The 22040-nt window shown below is 69.5% G+C and carries 19 protein-coding genes; 13 read left to right on the top strand and 6 right to left on the bottom strand.

What is annotated here, in order from left to right:
• Positions 1-51 precede the first annotated feature (51 nt).
• The 4 genes from ABC728_RS01340 to ABC728_RS01325 form a co-directional block, all read right to left on the bottom strand.
• Positions 52-546, bottom strand: coding sequence for a YbaK/EbsC family protein (locus ABC728_RS01340; protein ID WP_416618680.1), 495 nt, complete (start codon positions 544-546; stop codon positions 52-54).
• A 22-nt stretch (positions 547-568) separates the two neighbouring features.
• A complete protein-coding gene (gene proC, locus ABC728_RS01335; RefSeq protein WP_445376302.1) occupies positions 569-1375 on the bottom strand; it encodes a pyrroline-5-carboxylate reductase in 807 nt (268 codons plus the stop codon).
• 71 nt (positions 1376-1446) lie between these two features.
• Positions 1447-1950 (bottom strand): type III secretion system chaperone family protein, encoded by a 504-nt coding sequence (locus ABC728_RS01330; protein ID WP_416618682.1) that lies wholly within the window; start codon positions 1948-1950, stop codon positions 1447-1449.
• 211 nt (positions 1951-2161) lie between these two features.
• Entirely contained in the window at positions 2162-2422 is a 261-nt protein-coding gene (locus ABC728_RS01325; RefSeq protein ID WP_416618683.1) for an accessory factor UbiK family protein, read from the bottom strand.
• Between the two features lie 160 nt (positions 2423-2582).
• Here ABC728_RS01325 and lgt point away from each other — a divergent pair, with 160 nt between their 5' ends.
• The 13 genes from lgt (at position 2583) to ABC728_RS01260 (ending at position 19282) form a co-directional block, all read left to right on the top strand.
• Positions 2583-3410 (top strand): prolipoprotein diacylglyceryl transferase, encoded by an 828-nt coding sequence (gene lgt / locus ABC728_RS01320; protein ID WP_416618684.1) that lies wholly within the window; start codon positions 2583-2585, stop codon positions 3408-3410.
• Positions 3407-4585, top strand: a complete 1179-nt coding sequence (locus tag ABC728_RS01315) for a class I SAM-dependent methyltransferase (RefSeq protein ID WP_416618685.1) — start codon at positions 3407-3409, stop codon at positions 4583-4585. Before lgt ends, ABC728_RS01315 begins: the two co-directional genes overlap by 4 nt.
• On the top strand, positions 4582-5346 hold the full coding sequence (gene pgeF / locus ABC728_RS01310) for a peptidoglycan editing factor PgeF (RefSeq protein ID WP_416618686.1): 765 nt from the start codon (positions 4582-4584) through the stop codon (positions 5344-5346). Before ABC728_RS01315 ends, pgeF begins: the two co-directional genes overlap by 4 nt.
• 391 nt (positions 5347-5737) lie before the next feature.
• Positions 5738-7393 (top strand): flagellar basal-body MS-ring/collar protein FliF, encoded by a 1656-nt coding sequence (fliF, locus tag ABC728_RS01305; RefSeq protein ID WP_445376301.1) that lies wholly within the window; start codon positions 5738-5740, stop codon positions 7391-7393.
• Positions 7394-7411: 18 nt separating this feature from the next.
• A complete protein-coding gene (locus tag ABC728_RS01300; RefSeq protein WP_416618688.1) occupies positions 7412-8158 on the top strand; it encodes a hypothetical protein in 747 nt (248 codons plus the stop codon).
• 45 nt (positions 8159-8203) lie between these two features.
• Positions 8204-8536, top strand: a complete 333-nt coding sequence (gene fliN / locus ABC728_RS01295) for a flagellar motor switch protein FliN (protein WP_416618689.1) — start codon at positions 8204-8206, stop codon at positions 8534-8536.
• A gap of 10 nt (positions 8537-8546) precedes the next feature.
• Entirely contained in the window at positions 8547-9428 is an 882-nt protein-coding gene (locus ABC728_RS01290; protein WP_416618690.1) for a motility protein A, read from the top strand.
• Positions 9429-9486: 58 nt separating this feature from the next.
• Positions 9487-11052, top strand: coding sequence for a sigma-54-dependent transcriptional regulator (locus tag ABC728_RS01285; protein WP_416618691.1), 1566 nt, complete (start codon positions 9487-9489; stop codon positions 11050-11052).
• 73 nt (positions 11053-11125) lie between these two features.
• The gene (flhA, locus tag ABC728_RS01280; protein WP_416618692.1) at positions 11126-13237 is read left to right on the top strand and encodes a flagellar biosynthesis protein FlhA; all 2112 of its coding nucleotides are present in this window, start codon (positions 11126-11128) and stop codon (positions 13235-13237) included.
• Positions 13238-13391: 154 nt separating this feature from the next.
• A complete protein-coding gene (locus ABC728_RS01275; RefSeq protein ID WP_416618693.1) occupies positions 13392-14399 on the top strand; it encodes a flagellar biosynthesis protein FlhF in 1008 nt (335 codons plus the stop codon).
• A complete protein-coding gene (locus tag ABC728_RS01270) occupies positions 14396-15190 on the top strand; it encodes a MinD/ParA family protein (RefSeq protein WP_416618694.1) in 795 nt (264 codons plus the stop codon). Before ABC728_RS01275 ends, ABC728_RS01270 begins: the two co-directional genes overlap by 4 nt.
• A gap of 19 nt (positions 15191-15209) precedes the next feature.
• Entirely contained in the window at positions 15210-17912 is a 2703-nt protein-coding gene (locus ABC728_RS01265; protein WP_416618695.1) for a hypothetical protein, read from the top strand.
• Positions 17913-17968: 56 nt separating this feature from the next.
• A complete protein-coding gene (locus ABC728_RS01260) occupies positions 17969-19282 on the top strand; it encodes a DUF3422 family protein (RefSeq protein WP_416618696.1) in 1314 nt (437 codons plus the stop codon).
• 10 nt (positions 19283-19292) lie between these two features.
• Here ABC728_RS01260 and ABC728_RS01255 read toward each other — a convergent pair whose 3' ends face one another.
• Both ABC728_RS01255 and ABC728_RS01250 read right to left on the bottom strand, forming a co-directional pair.
• A complete protein-coding gene (locus ABC728_RS01255; RefSeq protein WP_416618697.1) occupies positions 19293-21236 on the bottom strand; it encodes a CHASE2 domain-containing protein in 1944 nt (647 codons plus the stop codon).
• Positions 21237-21349: 113 nt separating this feature from the next.
• Positions 21350-22036, bottom strand: a complete 687-nt coding sequence (locus ABC728_RS01250) for a hypothetical protein (protein WP_416618698.1) — start codon at positions 22034-22036, stop codon at positions 21350-21352.
• Positions 22037-22040 lie beyond the last annotated feature (4 nt).

Below are 22040 nucleotides of genomic sequence, written 5' to 3'. Positions count from 1 at the left end.
CGGGAACGCGAGAAGGCGGGCGCACAGGGACGCTCCGCCGCCTTGCCGCGATCACACCACGTCGCCCACCACGCCGCCCACCAGGCGGGCCAGCGTGTCCGGCGCGATGGGAAAGACCGCGTTGGGCGTGCCCGCGGCGGCCCAGACGGTGGTGAAGTTCAGCAGGTCGCGGTCGAACAGGGCGATGGGCGGCACGGCATGGCCGATGGGCGGCACGCCGCCGATGGCATAGCCCGATTTCTGCCGCACGAAATCGGCATCGGCCCTGGCCAGCCGTTCCCCGGCCATGGCGGGCCCCAGCAGGCGCGCCACCGTCGCCTCGTTCACGCGGTTGGTCCCAGCGGCCACCACCAGCACCGGGCGCCCCGTCTCCCGCGTGCGGAAGATGATGGATTTGGCGATCTGCGCCACCTCGCAACCGATGGCGGCCGCCGCCTCCGCGGACGTCCGGGTGGAGGCGGCGAATTCCAGCACATGGATGGGATGGCCCAGATCGTTCAACAGGTTCTGGATTTTCTGCGCACTCGGCCCGAGCGGTCCCACCATGTTCCTTGCGCCTTCCTTCGCGTCAGCCGGCCAGTTCGCGCGACCGGGCCGTGCCGGCGGCGATGGCGCGGGTCAGCAGGTTATGGAGGCCCCCCGGCCCCTCCTGCATCAGCACGTCCAGGGCGGCTTCCGTCGTGCCCTTGGGGCTGGTGACGTTGCGGCGGAGCTGTTCGGCCAACTCATGGCTCTGACGCAGCAATTCGCCCGATCCCGCCACCGTGGCACGGGCAAGCTGCATGGCCAGGTCGGCCGGCAGGCCCGCGGCCACGCCGCCGCGCGCCATGGCCTCCACCAGCAGGAAGACATAGGCAGGACCGCTGCCCGACAGGGCCGTCACGGCATCGATCTGCGCCTCATCATCGACCCAGGCCACCTCACCCACGGCCGACAGCAGAGTACGGGCCAACTGGCGCTGGTCTTCTCCCACCCGGGCGTTGGGCACCGCCGCGCTGATGCCGCGGCCCACCGCGGCCGGCGTATTCGGCATGGCCCGCACGATGGCGGCCTCCGGCCCCAGATGCCTTTCGAAATATTCGATCGGCTTGCCGGCGGCGATGGACAGGAACAGCGCGGAGCCGGCATAGCGGGCATAGGCCGGCAGTGCCTGGTCCATCATCTGCGGCTTCACGGCCAGGATCACGGCATCGGGCCGGAAGCCGGCCGGAATGGCCGCCGCGTCGGTCACCACCTGTACATCGGCCGGCAGGCCACGGGGCTGGCCGTGCGGTTCCACCACGACCATGGCCGCCGCCGCGCCCGCCGCCTTCCACCCGGCCAGCATGGCGCCGCCCATCTTGCCGCAACCGACCAACAGCAAATTCGCACTCATCCGGTGTTTCCCCCTGTTGCCGGGCGGGGGTGCGGAGGGTATCCCCTCGCGGCCCGTCCCCGCACGGTCGTTCAGGCCTCGCCCACCGTGTCCAGGATGGCGGCGGAAACGGCCTCGCTTGCCGATTTGCCGCCCCAGATCACGAACTGGAAGGCCGGATAGAAACGCTCGCATTCCGACAGCGCGATGTCCACCAGGTCTTCCAACTGTTCGGAACTGGCCGCGCGGGCACCCCGCAGCAGGGTGGTCTGGCGGAACATAGGGGTGCCCTGCTCCAGGCAGACATCGAAATGGCCCAGCCAGAGCTTGGGATTGATCTCGCCCAGCAATTCGCTGACCGATGCCTTGCGCCCGGCCGGCACTTTCATGTCGAACTGGCAGGAGAACTGCATGGCCGACACGTCCGTCTGCCACATGAAGAACAGGCGGTAGTCGCACCAGCGGCCACCGATCTCCACCACCATTTCCTCTTCGCTGACGCGGTCGAACGGCCATTCATTGGCCACGACCATCTCCTCCAGCATGTCCAGCGGATTATGGGTGGATCCCTGGATCTCGCTATTCAAGGCCGTCATGCCCTACCCCTTTCCCTCAAGCCCTGCCGGGATGCCGGTCTTCCCCCCGTGCATCACGGCGGGCCACAAATCGGGGTGAACCAGATATTGTGGCCCAGATGGCGATGAAGCTACCAGGATTACGGTGCCAGCGGGCTCACACCCGCGCAACCGGAAACCGGCGCCCCCGCCCGTCCTCCATTGTCGATCCGGCGCGACCGGAACCGGTGCGTCAGTCCGCCTTGGCCGCGGAAAGCCTGGCTTCCAGCGCGGCCAGCCGCTCCTCCAGCGCTTCCTGGCGGGCGCGAGCCTCCACGGCCACGGCCTTCATGGCCTCGAATTCTTCCCGGCTCACCACGTCCATCTGGGCCAGGATACGCTCGAACTGCTGGCGAATCTGCCCCTCGACCTCGCCGCGGATGCCGGACAGGGCGCCGGCGGCGCCGCTGGCCACACGGGCAAGGTCATCGAACAGCTTGTTTTCCACCTGCATGGCGGATCCCCTTTCCAAAAAGCGCCGCATTATGGGGACAGGCCCCGGCCCTGTCCATGGCGTTGGCGGCGGGTCGGACCCGCGCCTTGCCGCCATCGTCCCCTACCCCCTATATAGGGTGCGCACGTCCCCGCCGGGGATGGCCGTGACGGATTTTCGCATGCTTTTTGCCATCCCCTTCCCCGATCTGGACCCCGTGGCCCTCTCGCTGGGCCCCGTTTCCATCAAATGGTACGGCCTGGCCTATGCCGTGGGCATCGCGTTCGCGCTCTGGTACTGCGCCCGGCTGGCCCGCAACAGCGGCACGCGCCCCACGGTGGATGATCTGGGTGATTTCGTGGTCTGGGCGGCGGGCGGCATCCTGATCGGCGGGCGGCTCTTCTCCATCCTTTTCTACAATCTGGACGCCTATATCCGCGACCCGCTGGAGGTGTTCCGCGTCTGGCATGGCGGCATGTCCTTCCATGGCGGGCTGACGGGGGTGATCGTGGCCATCATCCTGTTCTCGCTGCGACGCGGCTTCTCGCCCTTCGCGCTGGGCGACCTCGTGGCCTGCGCGGCCCCCGTGGGCCTGCTTCTCGGCCGGCTGGCCAATTTCGTGAATGCCGAACTGTGGGGCCGGCCGGCCGATGTGCCCTGGGCCATGGTCTTTCCCACCGACCCCGCACAACTGCCCCGCCATCCCAGCCAGCTCTACCAGGCGGGGCTGGAGGGGGTGATCCTGTTCATCGCCCTGTTCATGCTGAGCCGCAGCCCCGCCATCCGCGCGCGCGCCGGCACGCTGTCGGGCTGCTTCCTGATCGGCTATGCCCTGGCCCGCATGACAGGCGAACTGTTCCGCCAGCCCGATGCGCAACTGGGCTTCCTGGCCTTCGGCACGACGATGGGCCAGCTTCTGTCCGTCCCCATGCTGCTGGCCGGCATCTGGATCGTGCTGAAAGCCCCCCTTGGCCGGCCCGTGCCCGCCCCACCGGCCGCGACGGCATGACGGCCCCGCTGGAAACGCTGCTGATCCGCCGCATCGCGCAGGCGGGACCCGTCGGCATCGCCGCCTTCATGGCCGAGGCATTGGGCCATCCCCGGCACGGCTATTACATCACCCGCGATCCGCTGGGGGTGGAGGGCGATTTCACGACGGCACCGGAGATTTCCCAGATGTTCGGGGAAATGCTGGGCGTCTGGCTGGCCGATGCCTGGATATGCCAGGGAAGGCCCAACCCCGTACATCTGGTGGAACCGGGGCCGGGGCGTGGCACGCTGATGGCCGACGCGCTGCGCGCCACGGCGCGGGTGCCGGGCTTCCATACCGCAATCCGGCTGCATCTGGTGGAAACCAGCCCCGTCCTTCGCCGCCGCCAGGCGGCCGCCCTGCCGGCCTTCGCCCCGCAATGGCATGACAATCTGGCCGACGTGCCGGAAGGCCCGCTGCTGCTTGTCGCCAATGAATTCTTCGACGCACTGCCCATCCGGCAGTTCATCCGCACCCCGGCAGGCTGGGCGGAACGCAAGGTAGGCCTGGACGCGGCCGGCCGGCTGGCCTTCACCGTCGATCCCGGCCCCGGCGGCGCGCTGCTGACGCCGCTGCACCAGATCCCGGGGATCCCGCCCGGCGCCATCGCCGAGACATGCCCCGCCGGCATGGCGCTGACGGCGGAGATCGGGCGGCGCCTGGCAACCCATGGCGGGGCGGCCCTGATCATCGATTACGGCTATGACGGGCCGGCCATCGGCGACACGCTGCAGGCGGTGCGGGCGCACCGGCCCGTTCCCGTGCTGGACGCGCCCGGCACGGCCGACCTGACGGCGCATGTGGATTTCACGGCCCTGGCGCGGGCCGCCGCCGATGCCGGGGCCACCTGCCATCCCGGCATCGGCCGCAGCGTGGGGCAGGGGGCGCTGCTGCGCGCTCTGGGGATCGAGGCGCGGGCCGCCACACTGGCCGCCCGAGTCACCCCGGCCCAGCAGGATGCGATCGGCGCGGCCCTGGACCGGCTGACGGGACCGGATGCCATGGGCAGACTGTTCCGCGCCATCGCCCTGACGGGGCCGGGAGCCCCGGTGCCCGCCGGCTTTGCCCCCGAACCGGAGACGGCATCGGAACCGGAACCGAAACCGGACCCGGGCCCGGGCCCGGAACCGAGGACGCAAGGAGCATCATCATGATCACGCTGGACCTTCTGGCCGCGCAGGACGGTCTGCGCCACGGCTTCTTCACCCGCGCCGACGGGGTTTCCGCGGGCATCCTGGCCGGCATGAATTGCGGCTATGGTTCCGACGATGACCCGGCCAACGTCACTGCCAACCGGGCGCGGGCCATGGCGCGGCTGGGCCTGCCGGCCGGCGCGCTGACCACGGTCCATCAGGTCCACAGCCCCGATGTGGTCACCGTGGAGGCCCCCTTCCCCCATGCCGGGGCGCCAAGGGCCGACGCGCTGGTCACCGACCGGCCCGGCATCGCGCTGGGCATCCTGACCGCAGACTGCGTGCCCGTGCTGTTCCACGATCCGCAGGCCCGCGTCATCGGGGCAGCCCATGCCGGCTGGAAAGGGGCGGTATCGGGCGTGCTGGAAGCGACGATCGATGCCATGACGGCGCTCGGCGCCGATCCCACCCGCATCCTGGCCGGCATCGGCCCCCATATCGGCCGCGACAGTTACGAGGTGGGGCCGGAATTCCGGGACCGCTTCCTGTCGCTGGACCCGGCCCATCACCGTTTGTTCCGGCCTTCGACCCGCGACGGCCATTGGATGTTCGATATCGGGGCCTATGTGGAAGGACGCCTGCGCACCGCGGGCGTGACGCAGGTGGCGGCGACGGGGCTGGACACGCTGGCGCGGGAAGACCTGTTCTACAGCTACCGCCGCGCCTGCCTGCGCAACGAACCCGACTATGGCCGCGGCCTGTCGGCCATCTGCATAACCTGACGGGGAGCCGGGCGACGATGTACTATCTCTGGCAGCTTCTGGCCTTCTTCATCCTGCTGGCCCTGCTGGCGACCTGCACGATGGTGTGACAATGGCAGGATGAGACGGGTGTGACCGGTCCAGGCTGGCACCACCCTTGCTTCGTGAGGACCCGATGCCGGGCCGTACCGGCATTCGGCGGCGGGCTTTGCATTCTGCATTGTCCGCTGCATGTAACCCAATGAACATTGCATGGGTCGTTGTTTTTATGCCACAGTCCGCGTGAAACGGGCAAAAATTGCCCAGTCGATACCACCGCACTTCATAGAGCGGATGCAAAGCATCTCGTAAAGGCGGGAAAACGCTTGTAGTTTGTGGCCGAAGCGCCCTTGCCCGACAGGAGATGTCACTCGTGGAGTCGTTTCTGCAGACCTTGCGGAATCTCGGCACCCTGCGCCTGGCGGGGATCGGGGCCGCCGTCCTCGTCACCATCGGGGCCATCGTCTTCTTCGCCAGTCAATGGTCGACGCCGAACATGGCGCTGCTGTACAGCGACCTGTCGCCGTCCGATGGCGGCGCCATCGTGCAGCAGCTTGAGCAACAGCAGATCCCCTATCGCGCCTCGGCCGACGGCACCCGGATCGAGGTGCCGGCCGAGCAGGTGGGCCGGCTGCGCATGACCATGGCCCAGCAGGGGCTGCCGTCGGGCGGCAGCGTGGGCAACGAGATCTTCAACCAGCCCGAGGGGCTGGGCACCACGGCCTTCATGCAGAATGTGCAGCAGCTCCGCGCCAAGGAAGGCGAGCTGGTGCGGTCCATCCAGACCCTGCAGCAGGTGCAGCAGGCCCGCGTGCATCTGGTGATGCCCAAGCGTGAACTGTTCGCGCGGCAGGCGCAGACGGCCACGGCGTCGGTCCTGCTGCGCCTGCGGCCGGGACAGACCCTGTCGCGTGAGCAGGTGGTGGCGATCCAGACGCTGGTTTCCACGGCCGTGCCGCAGATGCAGCCGGAAAACGTGTCCATCCTGGACGACAAGGGCAACCTGCTGTCCCGCGGCCTGCGGCCCAACACGCCGGAGGCACTGGCCGCCAGCGCCGAGGAGCGGCGCCTGGCGCGCGAGCGGGAACTGTCCCAGACGATCGAGGAATTGCTGGGCCGTTCCGTCGGCCATGGGCGCGTGCAGGCCCAGGTGTCCGTCGAAATGGATTTCGACCGCATCACCACCAATTCGGAAATCTACGACCCTGACGGCCAGGTGGTGCGCGGCACGCAGTCCGTGACCGAGAATGTGCAGAGCCAGGATCGCGACGGCGTCGATCCGGTGACGGTCGCCAACCAGCTTCCCAATGCCGACCCCACCGGCGCCACGGCCGGCGGCTCGTCGGAAACGCGGAACCGGTCGGAGGAAACGGTCAATTACGAGATCAGCAGAACCACAAAGATCCATGAGCGGGAGACGGGCCAGATCCGCCGCCTGTCCGTGGCCGTGCTGGTCGATGGCACCTATACGACGGCCCAGGACGGCGCGCGCACCTATCAGGCGCGCAGCGATGCGGAACTGGCCCAGCTTCAGCGGCTGGTGCAGTCGGCCGTCGGCGTCGACCCGTCGCGCGGCGACATGGTGGAGGTGGTGTCCATGCAGTTCGCCCGGCCCGATGACGAGCTGGCGGCCATGGACGAGACCTTCTTCGGCATGCCCAAGGCTGACGTGATCCGCATCGCGGAGACGCTGATCCTGGCCATCGTCGCCATCCTGGTCATCCTGCTGGTCATCAAGCCGCTGGTCACCCGCGCACTGGACCGCTCCCCGCAACTGGATGAGGAGCCCGACCTTCTGTCCGATGGGTCGGGCATGCCGCAGCTGGCAGGCCCCGGCGGCGGCGCCCTGTCGCGCGAACTGGCCATGGAGGCGGCACAGGCCAACGAGGAACTGGAGCAGATGATCGACATCAACCGCGTCGATGGCCGCGTGCGCGCGTCCTCGCTGCGCAAGGTGGGCGAAATCGTGGAGAAACATCCCGAAGAAGCCGTGTCGATCATCCGCAACTGGCTCTATCAGGAAAATTGAGGCGGCTAGAGCATCCCCATGGCCACCATCCAGAAATTCCTGTTCGAGGAGGATTTCGACGACGAGTTCGGGGGAAAGCCATCCCTGCCGCCCGCCGCCGAGAAACCCGCGGAACCGCCCCCGCCGCCTGCCCCGCCCCCACCGCCGCCGCCCCCCACCTTTTCGGTGGAGGAATTGCAGCAGCAGGTGCGCATGGCGCGCGAACAGGCGCGTGAGCAGGCCCTGACCGAGGGACGCCAGCAAGGCAGGGAACAGGCCGAGGTGGCCGCCCAGCAGGAGATGTCGGCCGCCCTGCGCGCCGTGGAAAACGGGCTGAAACAGTTGCTGTCCGTGCAGAATGGCGAACGCCAGTCCCGGCAGGAGAACACGCAGCGCCTGGTGCTGGCCATCATGCGCAAGCTGTGGCCGGGCCTGGTGGAACGGCAGGGCCTGGCCGAGATCGAGGGCGTGGTCGCCGCGTTCCTGGCCGAACTGGCGGAGGAGCCCAAGCTGGTCTTCCGGGTGCATGAGCGCTGGTTCGAGACATTGCGCGACCGGATCGGCGACATGGCGCTGCGCCACGGGTTCGGCGGCCAGGTCAATGTGCTGGCCGATCCCAAGCTGGGGGAGATGGATGTGAAGGTGGACTGGACGGCCGGCGGCGCCGAACGCGACGTGGGCAAGCTGTGGCGCGATATCGAGGCGCTGGCGGGCAACCTGCTGGCCGACTTCCCCGGTGGCCCGGAAGAGGTGATCGCGGCCCCGCGGCGGGAGGCGGCGTTATGAGCCGCCTGCGCGCGCGAGCGGCGCGCTTGAGCCACGGGGGTTGAGATGGCGGCCAAGGATGACATGTCGCTGAGCGAGTTCGACAATGGCGGCCGGGGCGGCGGCGGGGGCGAGCTGGAGAGCCTGCCCGTCGTCAAGGACCTGGAATCCGTCTACGACATTCCGGTCCAGATTTCCGCCGTGCTGGGCAAGACCAACATGCAGGTCAGCAGCCTGATGCGCCTGAACAAGGGCGCGGTGGTGGAACTTGACCGCAAGGTGGGCGAAGCCATCGACATCTATGTCAACAACAGGCTTGTGGCGCGCGGCGAGGTCGTGGTCGTCGAGGACCGGCTGGGCGTAACGATGACCGAAATCATCAAGACCGAACGGGCGTGAAGGGCGAGCGATGACCGACCGCAGCGCCATCCGCAACCGCCATCCGGCCCCGCCCCCGGCCGACGCTCCACCGCCCGCAGCCGGTGGCGGCAAGCCGCCGCCCCTGCCGCGCCTGCACCGGCGGCTGGACCTGGCGACCGTGCTGGGCCTGTCCAGCGGGTTCCTTCTGGTGCTGGGCGCGCTGCTGCTGGGCGGGCGCGTGGCGGCCTTCATCGACATCCCGTCGATCCTGATCGTGGTGGGCGGCACGACGGCCGTCACCACCATCTCCTTCTCGCCGTCCGACATGCGGGCGGCGCTGCGGGCGCTGGGGCGGACCATGGTCGCCCATACCAGCGACCCGCAGGCCGCGGCGCGCACAGCATTGTCGCTGGCCGAACATGTGCGGGCCAATGGTCCCCTGTCACTTCAGCCGATGGCCCGCGCAACGCGGGGCTGGCCCGTGCTGAACCGCGCCGTGGAACTGATCGTGGACGGGTTGCCGGCCGATGATGCCGAACGCATCCTGCGCACCGAGATCGAGGCGAATATCGGCCGGGCCCGGACGGCGGCGGCCGTCATGCGCCGCGCGGCAGAGGTGGCACCGGCCATGGGCCTGATCGGCACACTGGTGGGGCTGGTGCAGATGCTGGGCAACCTGTCGGACCCGTCGACCGTGGGCCCGGCCATGGCCGTGGCCCTGATCACCACTTTCTATGGCGCCATCCTGGGGTCCATGGTCTTTTCCCCGCTGGCCGCGAAGATCGACCGCAATGCCGAGCGCGAGGCGATGGTGGACGGGCTTTACCTGCTGGCCGCCGGGTCGGTCGCGCGGCAGGAGAACCCGCGCCGGCTGGAAGTGCTGATCAACACCGTGCTGCCGCCCGAATTGCGGGTAACGGCTTATGAATGATTTCCTTGATACAGGGTCCGCCTTGACCGGCCGGACGGGTGAGTGAGGGGACAGGACGATGCGTCTGCTGATCGTGGGAACGCTCGAAGGCTATATCAGCGCCGCCGGCAAGATCGCCCTGCAGAAGGGGGCGAAGGTCGCGCATACCGACAGCATCGACGGCGCCCTGGCCGCGCTGCGTGCCGGCCAGGGCGCCGATCTGGTGATGATCGACGTGAAGCTGGATGTCCGCAGCCTGGTCGACCGGTTGAAGGCGGAGCGGTTCGCCGTGCCCGTCGTGGCGTGCGGCATCGGCACCGATGCGCAGGCCGCCGTGAAGGCCATCCGCGCCGGGGCCAAGGAATATATCCCCCTGCCGCCCGACGCGAACCTGATCGCCGCCGTGCTGGAGGCGGTGGCCGAGGAAAGCCACGCCATCGTCAGCCGCGACCCGTCCATGGCCGCCACGCTGGCCCTGGCGGATCAGATCGCGCCATCGGACGCCTCTGTCCTGATCACGGGCGAAAGCGGCACCGGCAAGGAGCTGATGGCCCGCTACCTGCATCGCAAGAGCCGGCGGTCGGGCGCGCCGTTCGTGTCGGTCAATTGCGCCGCCATTCCGGAAAACCTGCTGGAATCAGAGCTTTTCGGCCATGAGAAGGGCGCCTTCACGGGCGCGGTGGCCCGGCGCATCGGCAAGTTCGAGGAGGCCAATGGCGGCACGCTGCTGCTGGACGAAATCTCCGAGATGGATTTGCGCCTGCAGGCCAAGCTGCTGCGCGCCATCCAGGAACGGGTGATCGACCGGGTGGGCGGCAATCAGCCGGTCAAGGTCGATATCCGCATCCTGGCCACGTCCAACCGCGACATGCTGTCGGAGGCCAAGGCCGGCCGGTTCCGCGAGGATCTTTATTTCCGGCTGAACGTGGTCAGCCTGGCGCTGCCGCCGCTGCGGGAGCGGCCGGCCGATGTCGCCCTGCTGTCCCAGCATTTCGCCGCGAAATATTCCGAAGCCAACGGCCTGCCCCAGCGCAGCGTCGGCCCCACGGCCATGGCCATGCTGCAGGCCCATCACTGGCGCGGCAATGTGCGTGAGCTGGAAAACACCATGCACCGCGCCGTGCTGCTGTCGCGCGGGACGGAGATCGGGCCGGAGGCCATCCTGCTGACCGGCGCGGAGCCGGGCTATGCCCCCGCACCCGCCGTCCCGCCGCCCCAGCCACCGCCCCAACCCCAATCCCAACCGGGCTACGCGCCCGCCGCGCGGGCGGCCGGGTCCTATGGCAATGCCTCGCATTATGCGCCGCAACCCTACCCGCCCCAGCCCTATCCGCCACAAGCCTACCCGCCGCCGGCAGCCCCCGTGATCCCCGTCGCGGAGCCGGCCGCCGGCTTCATCCCCGGCACGCCTCTCGCGCCCGCCGGGTCGGCCACCCAGGCACTGGTGGGGCGCACCGTGGCGGATGTGGAACGCGATCTGATCATCGACACCCTGAAGCACACGCTGGGCAACCGTACCCATGCGGCCAATATCCTGGGCATCTCCATCCGCACGCTCCGCAACAAGCTGAAGGAATACAGCGAAGGCGGCGTCCCCGTCCCGCCGCCGGCCGGCGGCGGGGATGAGGAACGGGCCGCAAGCTGAGACGGCGCCCGCCCGCCCGACCTGATCACCCACCCTTCCCGGCAACCAGACCGCACCAGCAGACCCATCACGCATGTCGGACCAGTCGCAAACCAACATAGCCTCCGTCCAGGACGCGGTACGCATCGTCGGCCAGTCGCTGAAGCGCGGCGAGGTGGGCTTTGCGATCGCCATCCTGGCCATCGTGGTGGTGCTGATCATCCCACTGCCCACCTTCCTGCTGGATGTGGGCCTGACCATCTCCTTCGCCTTTTCCGTCCTGATCCTGATGGTGGTGCTGTCCATCACCAAGCCGCTGGATTTCAGCAGCTTCCCCACCATCCTGCTGGTCAGCACGATGCTGCGGCTGGCGCTCAACCTCGCCTCCACGCGCCTGATCCTGGGGCATGGGCATGAGGGGCCGCAGGCCGCCGGCCATGTGATCGCCACCTTCGGCCAGTTCATCATGGGCGGCAACTTCATCATCGGCGTGACGGTGTTCGGCATCCTGATGCTGGTGAATTTCAGCGTCATCACAAAGGGTTCCGGCCGCATCGCCGAAGTGGCGGCCCGCTTCACCCTGGACGCCATGCCCGGCAAGCAGATGGCCATCGACGCCGACCTGTCGGCCGGCCTGATCGACGAGGCCGACGCCCGCAAGCGCCGCAAGGAGCTGGAGGATGAAAGCCAGTTCTTCGGCGCCATGGACGGTGCGTCGAAGTTCGTGCGCGGCGATGCCGTGGCCGGTCTGGTCATCACCTTCCTGAACATCATCGTCGGCATGATCGTCGGCATGGCCCAGAACAACATGTCGTTCTGGGAAGCCGGACAAACCTATACGCTGCTGACCGTGGGCGACGGGCTGGTGTCGCAGATCCCGGCCCTGCTGGTGTCGCTGGCCGCCGGTCTCATGGTGTCCAAGTCGGGATCGGCCGGGTCAACGGACAAGGCCGTGCTGGGCCAGCTCACCTTCTATCCCACGGCACTGGGACTGACAGCGGCCGTGGTCATGGCAATCGGCCTGTTGCCCGGCATGCCCAAGATCCCCTTCGGCCTGCTGGCCCTTGGCCTGGCCCTTGCCGCCTACTACCTGCCCCGCACGCGCATGATGCGCGAGGCGGTGGAGGCGGAGCAGGAACAGCAGGCCGCAGCGGCCCCGCCGCCCGTGGCGGAAGAGCCGATCTCCACGGCGCTGGCCATCGATCTTGTGCGCCTGGAACTGGGCTATGGCCTGCTGTCGCTGATCAGCACGGAGGCCGGGCACAGGCTGACCGACCAGATCAAGGGCCTGCGGCGCCAGCTGGCGGGGGAAATCGGCATCATCATGCCGGCCGTGCGCATTCAGGACAACCTGCAGCTTCCCCCCAACACCTATCTGATCCGCATCAAGGAGATCGAGGCCGGCCGCGGCGAGGTGCGACCCAACATGCTGTTATGCATGGACCCCAGGGGCGACCGGATCGGCCTTCCGGGGGAGGCGACGACGGAGCCGACCTTCGGCCTGCCCGCCATGTGGATCGACACGGCCTATCGGGAGGAGGCCTTGTTCAAGGGCTATACCGTCGTCGATCCGCCCACCGTGCTGACCACCCACCTGACCGAGGTGATCAAGGACAATATGAGCGATCTGCTCTCCCATGCGGAGACGCAGAAGCTGCTGGACGAGATGGGCAAGGAACACCAGAAGCTGGTGGGCGACGTGGTGCCGGCCCAGATCACCATCGGCGGCCTGCAGCGCGTGCTGCAGAACCTGCTGGGCGAGCGGGTGTCGGTGCGCGACCTGCCCACCATCCTGGAGGGCGTGGCCGAGGCGACGGCCTATACCCGCAACATGACCCAGATCACCGAGCATGTGCGCGCCCGCCTGGCCCGCCAGATTTCCGACGCCAACACCAACGACATGGGCTATATCCCGCTGGTCACCCTGTCGCCGGAATGGGAACAGGCCTTCGCGGAAAGCATCGTGGGCGAAGGCGACGACAAGCAACTGGCCATGATGCCGTCCCGCCTGCAGCAATTCATCACGGCCGTCCGCCAGACCTTCGAGAAATTCGCCATGCAGGGGGAGGCGCCCGTGCTGCTGACCTCGCCCATGGTGCGGCCCTTCGTCCGGTCCATCATCGAGCGGTTCCGCCCGGCAACCGTGGTGATGTCGCAGAACGAGATCCACCCCAAGGCCAAGATCAAGACATTGGGGCAGATATGACGCGGCGGACCGAACAGGGCACCGGGGGCCGCCGCCCCGCGACCGGCGAAAAGGAGGGCATCCACCTGCCCCCTAGGGCTTTCGCCGGAAAGGCTGCTATACTGGCAATCGATAGTGTCAACAAGGGCTGGAGGGCCGGGAAGGCGGGGTCGGCATGCGTCTGAAATCGTTCCATGCGCCAACCATGCAGGACGCCATGCGGCTGGTCCGCGAGGTGCTGGGCGATGACGCCATCATCGTCGCCACCCGGGAAGAGGAGGGCGTCGGCGTCCGCGTCACCGCCGCCATCGAGGAGGACGAGGGCATCCTGGCCACCTATGCGCCGGTCGCCGCCCCCAACCCGCTGCGCTTCATGGAACCCGCGGGCCCCGACCCGATCGATGTCGTGTCCGATGCCCTGCTGCGCCACGGTGTGCCGGCGGAACTGAATCAGCGCCTGATCGACAGCATCGAGGATTTCGACACGCGCGACCCGCTGACGGCGCTGGCCGCGGCCCTGGATGCCGTCTTCACGTTCCAGCCCCTGCCGGACGGGCGTTCCCCCCGGCCCGTCATGCTGGTGGGTCCGCCCGGCGGGGGGAAGACCCTGACCGTCGCCAAGCTGTGCGCCCGCTGCGCGCTTCAGAAACGGCCCGTGGGCGTCATCTCCACCGACACGATCCGGGCCGGCGGCATCGAACAGCTCCAGGCCTTCACCCGCGTGCTGAAGCTGCGCCTGATCACGGTGGAGGATCCGCTGGCGCTGTCCGACGCGGTGGAGGTGTCCAAGGGGATGGAACAGGTGCTGGTCGACAGCGCGGGCCGCAACCCCTACAACGCCCAGGACATGAAGGACCTGCACGAATTCGTGACCGCGACGGAGATCGAGCCGGTGCTGGTCCTGCCCGCCGGGCTGGACCCGGTGGAGGCGGTGGAGATCGCCAGGGCCTTCCGCCAGGTGGGGGCGCGGCGTCTGCTGTCCACCCGCATGGACATGGCGCGCCGCTATGGCAGCCTGCTGGCCGCCGCGCATGAAGCTGGCCTGGCTTTTGCAGATGTAAGTGCCACGACAAAGGTTGCCGACGGGCTGACTGCCCTGACGCCGACAATATTGGCCAAGATGATGATGCCGGAACTGCAAGCCGAACAGCGGCGAGCCAAGCAAACGGGGACCCACGCATGACCGACCTGTCCGCGATGATGGCCGCCACGACCAATATAACCCCGCTGCGCCAGCGCAACATCCTGGCCGTGGCCAGCGGCAAGGGCGGTGTGGGCAAGACCTTCTTCTCCATCACACTCACCCATGCCCTGTCGAAACTGGGGCGCAAGGCCCTGCTGTTCGACGGCGATCTGGGGCTGGCCAACGTGGATATCCAGTTGGGCCTGATGCCCAAGCGCGACCTGGGCCAGGTGATCGATGGCATGGTGACCCTGGGTGGTGCCACGACGCGCTATGGCGATGGCGGGTTCGACATCATCGCCGGCCGATCCGGTTCCGGCAGCCTGGCCAACCTGCCCCCGGCAAAATTGACCCAGTTGCGTAACGAGCTGACCGATCTTGCCCGGTCCTACGACAATATCGTCATCGACCTGGGCGCCGGCGTGGATCGCAATGTGCGCACCTTCACCACCCCGGCCGGGGTATCGCTGGTGGTCACGACGGACGAACCGACCAGCATCACCGATGCCTATGCCTTCCTGAAACTGTCCTATCAGGCCAACCCCTCGGCCGACCTGCGCATCGTGGTCAATATGGCGCAGACCCGCAACGAAGGGGAAAAGACCTATGAGACGCTGCTGGCCGCCTGCCGCAAGTTCCTGGGCAAGAGCCCGCAACTGGCCGGCATCATCCGCCGCGACATGAAGGTGCGGGAAAGCATCAAGACGCAGACCCCGCTGCTGGTGCGTTCCCCCACCTCCGACGCGGCGCACGACATCATGGCGCTGGCCCAGCGGCTGACGGCCGGCTGATCCGCCGGGGTCGGCCCCCATGTCGATCCCCCAGCCACCCGGTCCGGGTATGCCGGCCGCCGCCACGGGGACGGTCCCGGGTGGCAGCGGGCCAGCCCTGGTGCCGGTCGGCGACGTGCTGGTACGTGCGCTGCCCGACCGGCTGGCCGGGCTGGAACGGCCCGTGACTCTGTCCGGCCAGGTTGTCGAGCAGAAGGACGGGGCAGCCACGATCCGCACGGCGGCGGGCGATATCCGGGTCGAAACACCGATACCGCTGCCCACCGACCGGCCCGTCACACTGCGCATCCCCGCCCAGGTGCCCGGCACACCGCCCCGGGCCACCGCCCTGGCGCCACCGGCCCCGCCGGCACCGCCGCCGGCTGCCGGCCCGATACAGGCGGCTGCCCCACCGCCGGCACCGCTTCCGGCTATCCAGCCTGGGGCCGTCATCACGGCCATCGTCGTGGCCGCGGCCCAGCCGCGCCCGGCCCCTGCCCCCACAGCGGCCCCCACAGCGGCCCCATCCCCGCCGTCGGTCGCCGGCCAGCCCGCTGCCGGTGGCACAGCACAAGCCCCGCCAGCGGTGTCGCCATCCGTACCGCTTCCTCCGGTACAGGCACCGCCATCGCCGGTCCAGGGGGGACAAGTGCCCGGTGCAGCCGTCACTCCGGTGCCGGGCGGCGGGGTCCCGCAACCGGCCCTGTCCCCCCTGGCGGCCCTGCTGGGATCGGAACCGTCGGCCTTGGTGCCCGTCCCGGCCGCGGTGACCAGGGTCCAGACGGGCCAGCCCCCGGCCCCGGCCGCCGCCGATGCAGCCCCACCGCCGCCTTCCGCGCCGGCAACCGCACCCCCGACCGCCGTGCCTTTGCCCGATGCCGCGACAGACGCGGCCCGCCTGGCACGGCTGGCGCGCTTCAACCTGCCATCCACACCATCGAACGGCCCCCCGTCCTTGCCCGATTTCGGGGGTGCCCCCGCACCGGTGCCGGAAGCCCGGCTGCGCGCCACACCCCCGACGGCCTCAGCCACGGCGCCCCCGACAGCCCCGGCCGCAGCCCCACCGACGGCGGGCTCCTCACCGGCCGGACCGGGCCAGACACAGGCACCATCCCTTCCGGCCGGCCCCACCGCCCCATCGGCCACCACACCCGCCGCTGGCGCGGGGACAGCCGGAACGAGGGAGGGGGCCTTGCCCCCCGTGCCGGCGCCAAGCCCGCCGGCACCCCAGGCACGGCCGGCCGCGACCGCTGCCCATCCCCCGACAGCCGATCGGCCCGCCGGCCTTCAGGCGGGGTCGCCGGCCCTGACGGTGCCGCGGGAGACGGCGGCACCGGGCCCGGCCGGCCAGGGCCTACCCGACCGGCAGGCACCGGCACCAGACACAGCCGCACGTGCCACCCCGATGGCTCCGGCGGATGGTGCCATCCCGGCCCGTGTCCGGGGACCGGCGGTGCCGGCCAGCCCGACGGCCCCGCCGACTGCACCGGCCGCACCGCCAGCGGGGGGCGGCACATCCGCGCCGGTCCCTGCCCGAGGGGAACCGGCACCACAGCCATCGGCACAGCCACAACAGACCACTATGCGGGATGCCGGCGCGCGTATGCAGCCGGCCCCGCCGTCCGCGCCACAGCCCGCCCCCGCCGCGCCCGGGACCCTGGCCGAGCCGGCCCCGACCCGCGACGCCCCGCCGCCCCGCGTGCCCGTCGCCCTGCAGGCGACCGGCATGGTGGCCGCAGCCTCGGGGGCCCCACTGTCGGCAACGCGACCACCGGGGGGAGTGGCGCCCGCGGACCCGGCCCCGGCCCGGCCCCTGCTGCCACCGGGCCAGCCCGTGCAGGTCCGTGTTCTTTCCATCGAAGGGGCGATGCCACCGGCCGATACCGGTGCCCCGACCCTGACCGGCACGCTGGTCGGCAACACGGCCCAGGGGCAGCCCGTCGTCACGACGGACCAGGGCACGCTGGTGCTGCGTGCCCGCACCGACCTGCCCCCGGGTACCGCCCTGCTGCTGGCTGTGGATGCACCGGCGAACCGGGCGCTGGACGGCATGCTGGCACCCTTGGACCCCGCGCAGGCGGACGGGGACTGGCCTGCCATGCGCGAGGTGATGGGTGCCCTGCTGGCCGCCGACCCCGCCCTGGCCCGCAGCGTGGCGGCCGCCATCCTGCCACAGCCGACGAAGCGGCTGACCACGACGCTGACCTTCTTCCTGTCGGCCCTGCGCGGCGGGGATGCCGGCGGCTGGCTGGGGCCTGCCGCCACCGAATTGCTGGAGGCGCGCGGCCAGGGGCGGCTGCTGGCCCGCCTGCGCGAGGATTTCCGCGCGGCGGCGCAGCATGCCGCCGAACCCGCCCCGGATGGCTGGCGCGGCATGCCCATCCCGCTGGGCACCCCCGACCATGTCACCCGCGCCCAGCTCCATGTCCGCCACAGCACCGACCAGGATGGCGATGGTCAGGGCACGCAGGATGGGCGTGGGGCGGCACGGCGCTTCCTGCTGGATCTCAGCTTCTCCAACCTGGGTCCCATGCAGTTGGACGGGATGGTCCGCTCCGGCCGCTTCGACCTGATGATCCGCACCCGCACCCTGCTGCCGGCCGACATGCGGCAGACGATCGGCACCCTGTTCCGTGAAAGCCTGGAAACGGTGGGCTATGCAGGCACCATCGGTTTCCAGACCGGCGCGCATTTCTGGACCCGTGTCCGGGGTGGCACACCGTCCCGGCCGCTCGACGTCTGACCAAGATGTCCCATGGCGCGCCCCTGGCCGTCACGGCATAGTCGGTTCCGGCCGCAATGATGAAGCAGGGGAACTTCATGGCGACGGGGGCAGAGGCGCGCGGCGAGGGGCGGGAACATCCCCAGCGTGTCCAGTTGAACGAGGAATTGCATGCGCGGCCGCATATGCGCGTCACGACGCCGGCCCGTCTGACACATATCGCGCACCTGACGGGCGAACTGGGGGCCGATCATGCCCACCTGCTGGACCTGTGCCGGGATGTGGGGCTGCCCCTGCCCGGCGCGGAACTGCGGCAGGTGCAGTTGCTGATCGATGGCCGTACCGTGAAATGGGAACGTCACACCGAATTCACGGCCATCACGGTCGCCGACATGGAACCGGTGGAAGGCGGCGACTGGTCGGCCCTGTCACCGCGCCTGACCGACTGGACATCGCGGCTGCCGGGATTGCGGCTGGTGGCCTGCCATCTGCGGCTGGAACCCGATACGGAACCCCGGCACGGCCCGGAAAGCCTGTCGGCCATCTTCCGGGGCGAATTGCAGGGCAGTGCCGTGGCGGGGGAGGAAGCCCTGGTCTGGACCGATTTCCGCCTGGGCGGCGATGGCTTCACCCGTATCCTGCTGCGCGACAAGGGCCTGTCGCCCAGCCATGCCGGCCGTGTCGTCCAGCGCCTGCTGGAGATCGAGACCTATCGCATGACGGCCCTGCTGGGCCTGCCCCTGGCGCGCGAGGCGGGGCCGGAGCTGGCCGCCCTTGAACAAAGGCTGGAAGGCATCGTGGCCCGCACGGCGACGGCCCGCGACATGGCGGAGGAACACGGCCTTCTGGACGCGCTGACCCGTCTGGCGGCAGAGGCGGAGGGCCTGTCGGCCCGCTGCCGCTACCGCTTCGGCGCCACGCAGGCCTATGCCGAACTGGTGGAGGAGCGGGTTCGGGAATTGCGGGAGGTGCGCATCCCCGGGCTGCAAAGGCTGGGCGTCTTCCTGGAACGCCGGTTCCGCCCGGCCGTCCGCACCTGCGAAGCGGTGGCGCGCCGTCAGGCCGAACTGGCGGCCGGCATCAGCCGGGCCAGCAGCCTGCTGCGCACGCGGGTCGATGTGCAGCGCGCCGAACAGAATGCGGAGATCCTGAGAAGCCTGGAGACCCGCGCCCGCACCCAGTTGCGTATCCAGGAGGCGGTGGAAGGCCTGTCGGTCTTCGCCATCTCCTATTATCTGCTGGGGCTGGTGAAATATGTGCTGGAGGGGGTGCCCGCCATCGGCGGCCTGCCGCCCAAGACCATGCTGACGGCCGTGGCCGTACCCACCATCCTGGCCGCCGTCTGGATCGGCGTGCGCCGGCTGCGTCGGGCCATGGCGGCGGGGGAATGAGGGCCAGCCGTCACTTGTCGCTCATGACCACCAGATCCCGCTGTCCGTCGGCTGCCAGCCGGTCACGGTGCATGACCGTCGGCCCGTCCTGCGGATGGGCCGACGCCAGATGCTGGAAGGCGGTGGCAGCACCGTCATCACCCGCCGCCATGCTTGCATAGGCGGCGCGGTATTCCCCGATGAACGGGCTGGCATCCTCGGCGGCGTCCAGCGGCTGGAACACCGCGATCGGTTCGCTCTTGCCCTTCAGCACCACGCGGCCGATGGGCCGGCGGGGGATGCCGGGGCAAAGGGCCGCGGTTGCCCCGCTCATGGCCACGCGCGTCCCGAAATATTTGTTCAGCCCCTCAAGCCGGGCCGCAATGTTCACGGCATCACCCAGGGCCGTATATTCGAAACGCGCATCGGACCCGAAATTGCCGACGCTGGCCGGGCCGGAATGCACACCGATGCGCGTGACGCCGAAGGGCCGGCCGGCCGCCGTTTCCGCCGCCAGAAATCCTTGCGCGAAACGGTCCAGTTCCAGCGCGCAGGCCGCCGCCCGCTCCGCATGGTCGGGCATGTCGCGCGGCGCCCCGAACAGGGCGAAGACCGCATCCCCGATGAACTTGTCCACCGTGCCGCCATGGGCGAACACCACCCGGACCATCCCGTCCAGGTAACGGTTCATGACATCGGCCAGGGTGGCTGCGTCCATCCCCTCCGAAATGGTGGTGAAGCCGGCCACGTCGGTGAAGACATAGCTCATTTCCCGCCTTTTCGGGTCGATGGACAGTTTGGACGGATCCTTGATCAACTCGTCCAGCAGGGCGGGCGACAGGTACTTGGCAAAGGCCGCCTGCACGAAACGGCGCTGGTCACGCTCCCGCCGGCCACGCCAGATATCGGTCAGCCACAGGCCCAGCAGCACCGACAGCGATGGTCCGATCTGTGGCAGCAGGATGTTGGCATGGGTGAAGGCGGGGCCGGCCAGCAGCCACAGCCCGCCGATCAGGCCCAGCCCCAGCAATGCCCGCAGCCATAGCGCGATCTCCACCATCCCCAGCGCAAGGCCCAGGCCGGATGCCAGCAGCCCCACGGCAATGGCCAGACCCAGACCCCTTTCCGGCGGCTGGCGCCCCTCCAGGATCTGTGACAGCGCATGGGCATGGATGGTGATGCCCGGCAACACCCCGTCATTGCCGGCATAGGCCGTGCGGAAGGGCGTGACATGCCGGTCGCGGTCGGACAGATCGGCCCCCACCAGCACGATGCGGTCCTTGAACCAGGTGGCCGGCAGCAGCGGCACGGCATGGGCCGGGAACTGGCGGAAAGGGGGTGTCGCGGCATCGGGCCGGCCGCGCCAGGCCAGGGCCACGGTTTCCCGCGGGGGCGCATATCCCAGCAGTTCGGCAAGGGCCGGGACCACGCCGGGCTGCCATTCCCCCTCCGGCGTGGGCTGGCCGGGGAATATCCAGCGTACGGTGCCGTCCAGGCTGTCCTTGACGAGATTGGCATATCCGCGCTTCTCCACCGGCACGAAGCCGTTGATGAAGGCCACCTGCCCTTCGGTCAGTCCCTCGGCGGCGCCGCCATGGCTGATGACCAGCGGCACCTTCAGCGCGCGGATCGTGTCATAGAGCGCCTGATCCTTGACAGGCTCCGTCGGCTGGTCCAGCAGCACGTCCAGCAGGATGGCCCTGGCGCCCTTGGCCTCCAGCCCGCGCAGCAGGTCCGACAGGAAGGCCCGGTCGACGGGCGACCGGTAGGCAAAGCGCGCCAGCGTCTCCTCGGTGATGGCGGCGATGACGATATCGGGCTGCTGCGGTGCGGCCGGGGTGCGCGTGGCGACCCGATGGTCGGCGACCCAGTTCTCGATCCCCTGCAGGAAGGGGGCGGCCCGCACCAGGGCGACGGGCAACAACCCGGCCACCAGCAGGATGGACAGGATGATCAGCAGCCTGCGGCTGTCCATGTCGGGTCCCCGTTCTACCACGCCATCCGTTCATGCCCGAACCGGCGGCGCTGCCTTTTCCCTTGTCCTCTCCCAGGAACCACCGGTGGGGGAACCCCGCCGGTGGCCGGGGATCACCCCTGCGCGCCGGCCAGGGCGCGGGCCTGGCGATCGCACTGCTTGGCCGCCAGCCAGCCCACGGTCATGGCCGGCGCCGTCACGGCCGGCGGCAGCAGGTGGAAGGTGACCGCGGCCGCATTGCCATCGATCTCGAACATCAGCGTGCCGCCATCCTGGATGGGCAACTCCGGCAGGGCCAGGCGCTGCTCGCCGGCCGGCCATTCGGCATTGGCCGTCCAGGCCCGGTCGGCCGGCATCAGGGTCAGCCCGGCGGGGCCGGCGGCATCGGCCCGCCACAGCACGATCTCCTGCCCCGGCCGGACACAGGCCGAACCGGAAATGGCGGGATCGACCAGCCAGGGTTCCGGCAGGGGAGCCTGCGGTCCCCCATCACGCACGGCACCCAGACTGGTCGTATCGGTGCCACGGGCCGACAGCAGGCCGGCAAGCTGCTGCGTGGCCCCCGTCCCGGCATCGGCCGGTGCGCCCGTGAAGGGCCCCCGCAGCGTGATCTGCGACCCGTCCTCCCCGATCAGCACCAGACGCGCGCCATCGGGCAGCGACAGGGCCGTCTTGTCGTCGATGGTGGCACCCGCCGCCAGATCGGTGCCCGATGCCTCCACCACCACAAGCGGGGCGGCAAGCGCGGACGGGACCAGCAGCAGGGCGGACAGGGCGAGCATGCAACGGATGGGGAACATGGGG

Source organism: Niveispirillum fermenti, assembly GCF_052474395.1.
This window is presented reverse-complemented; position numbering and strand designations above follow the sequence as displayed.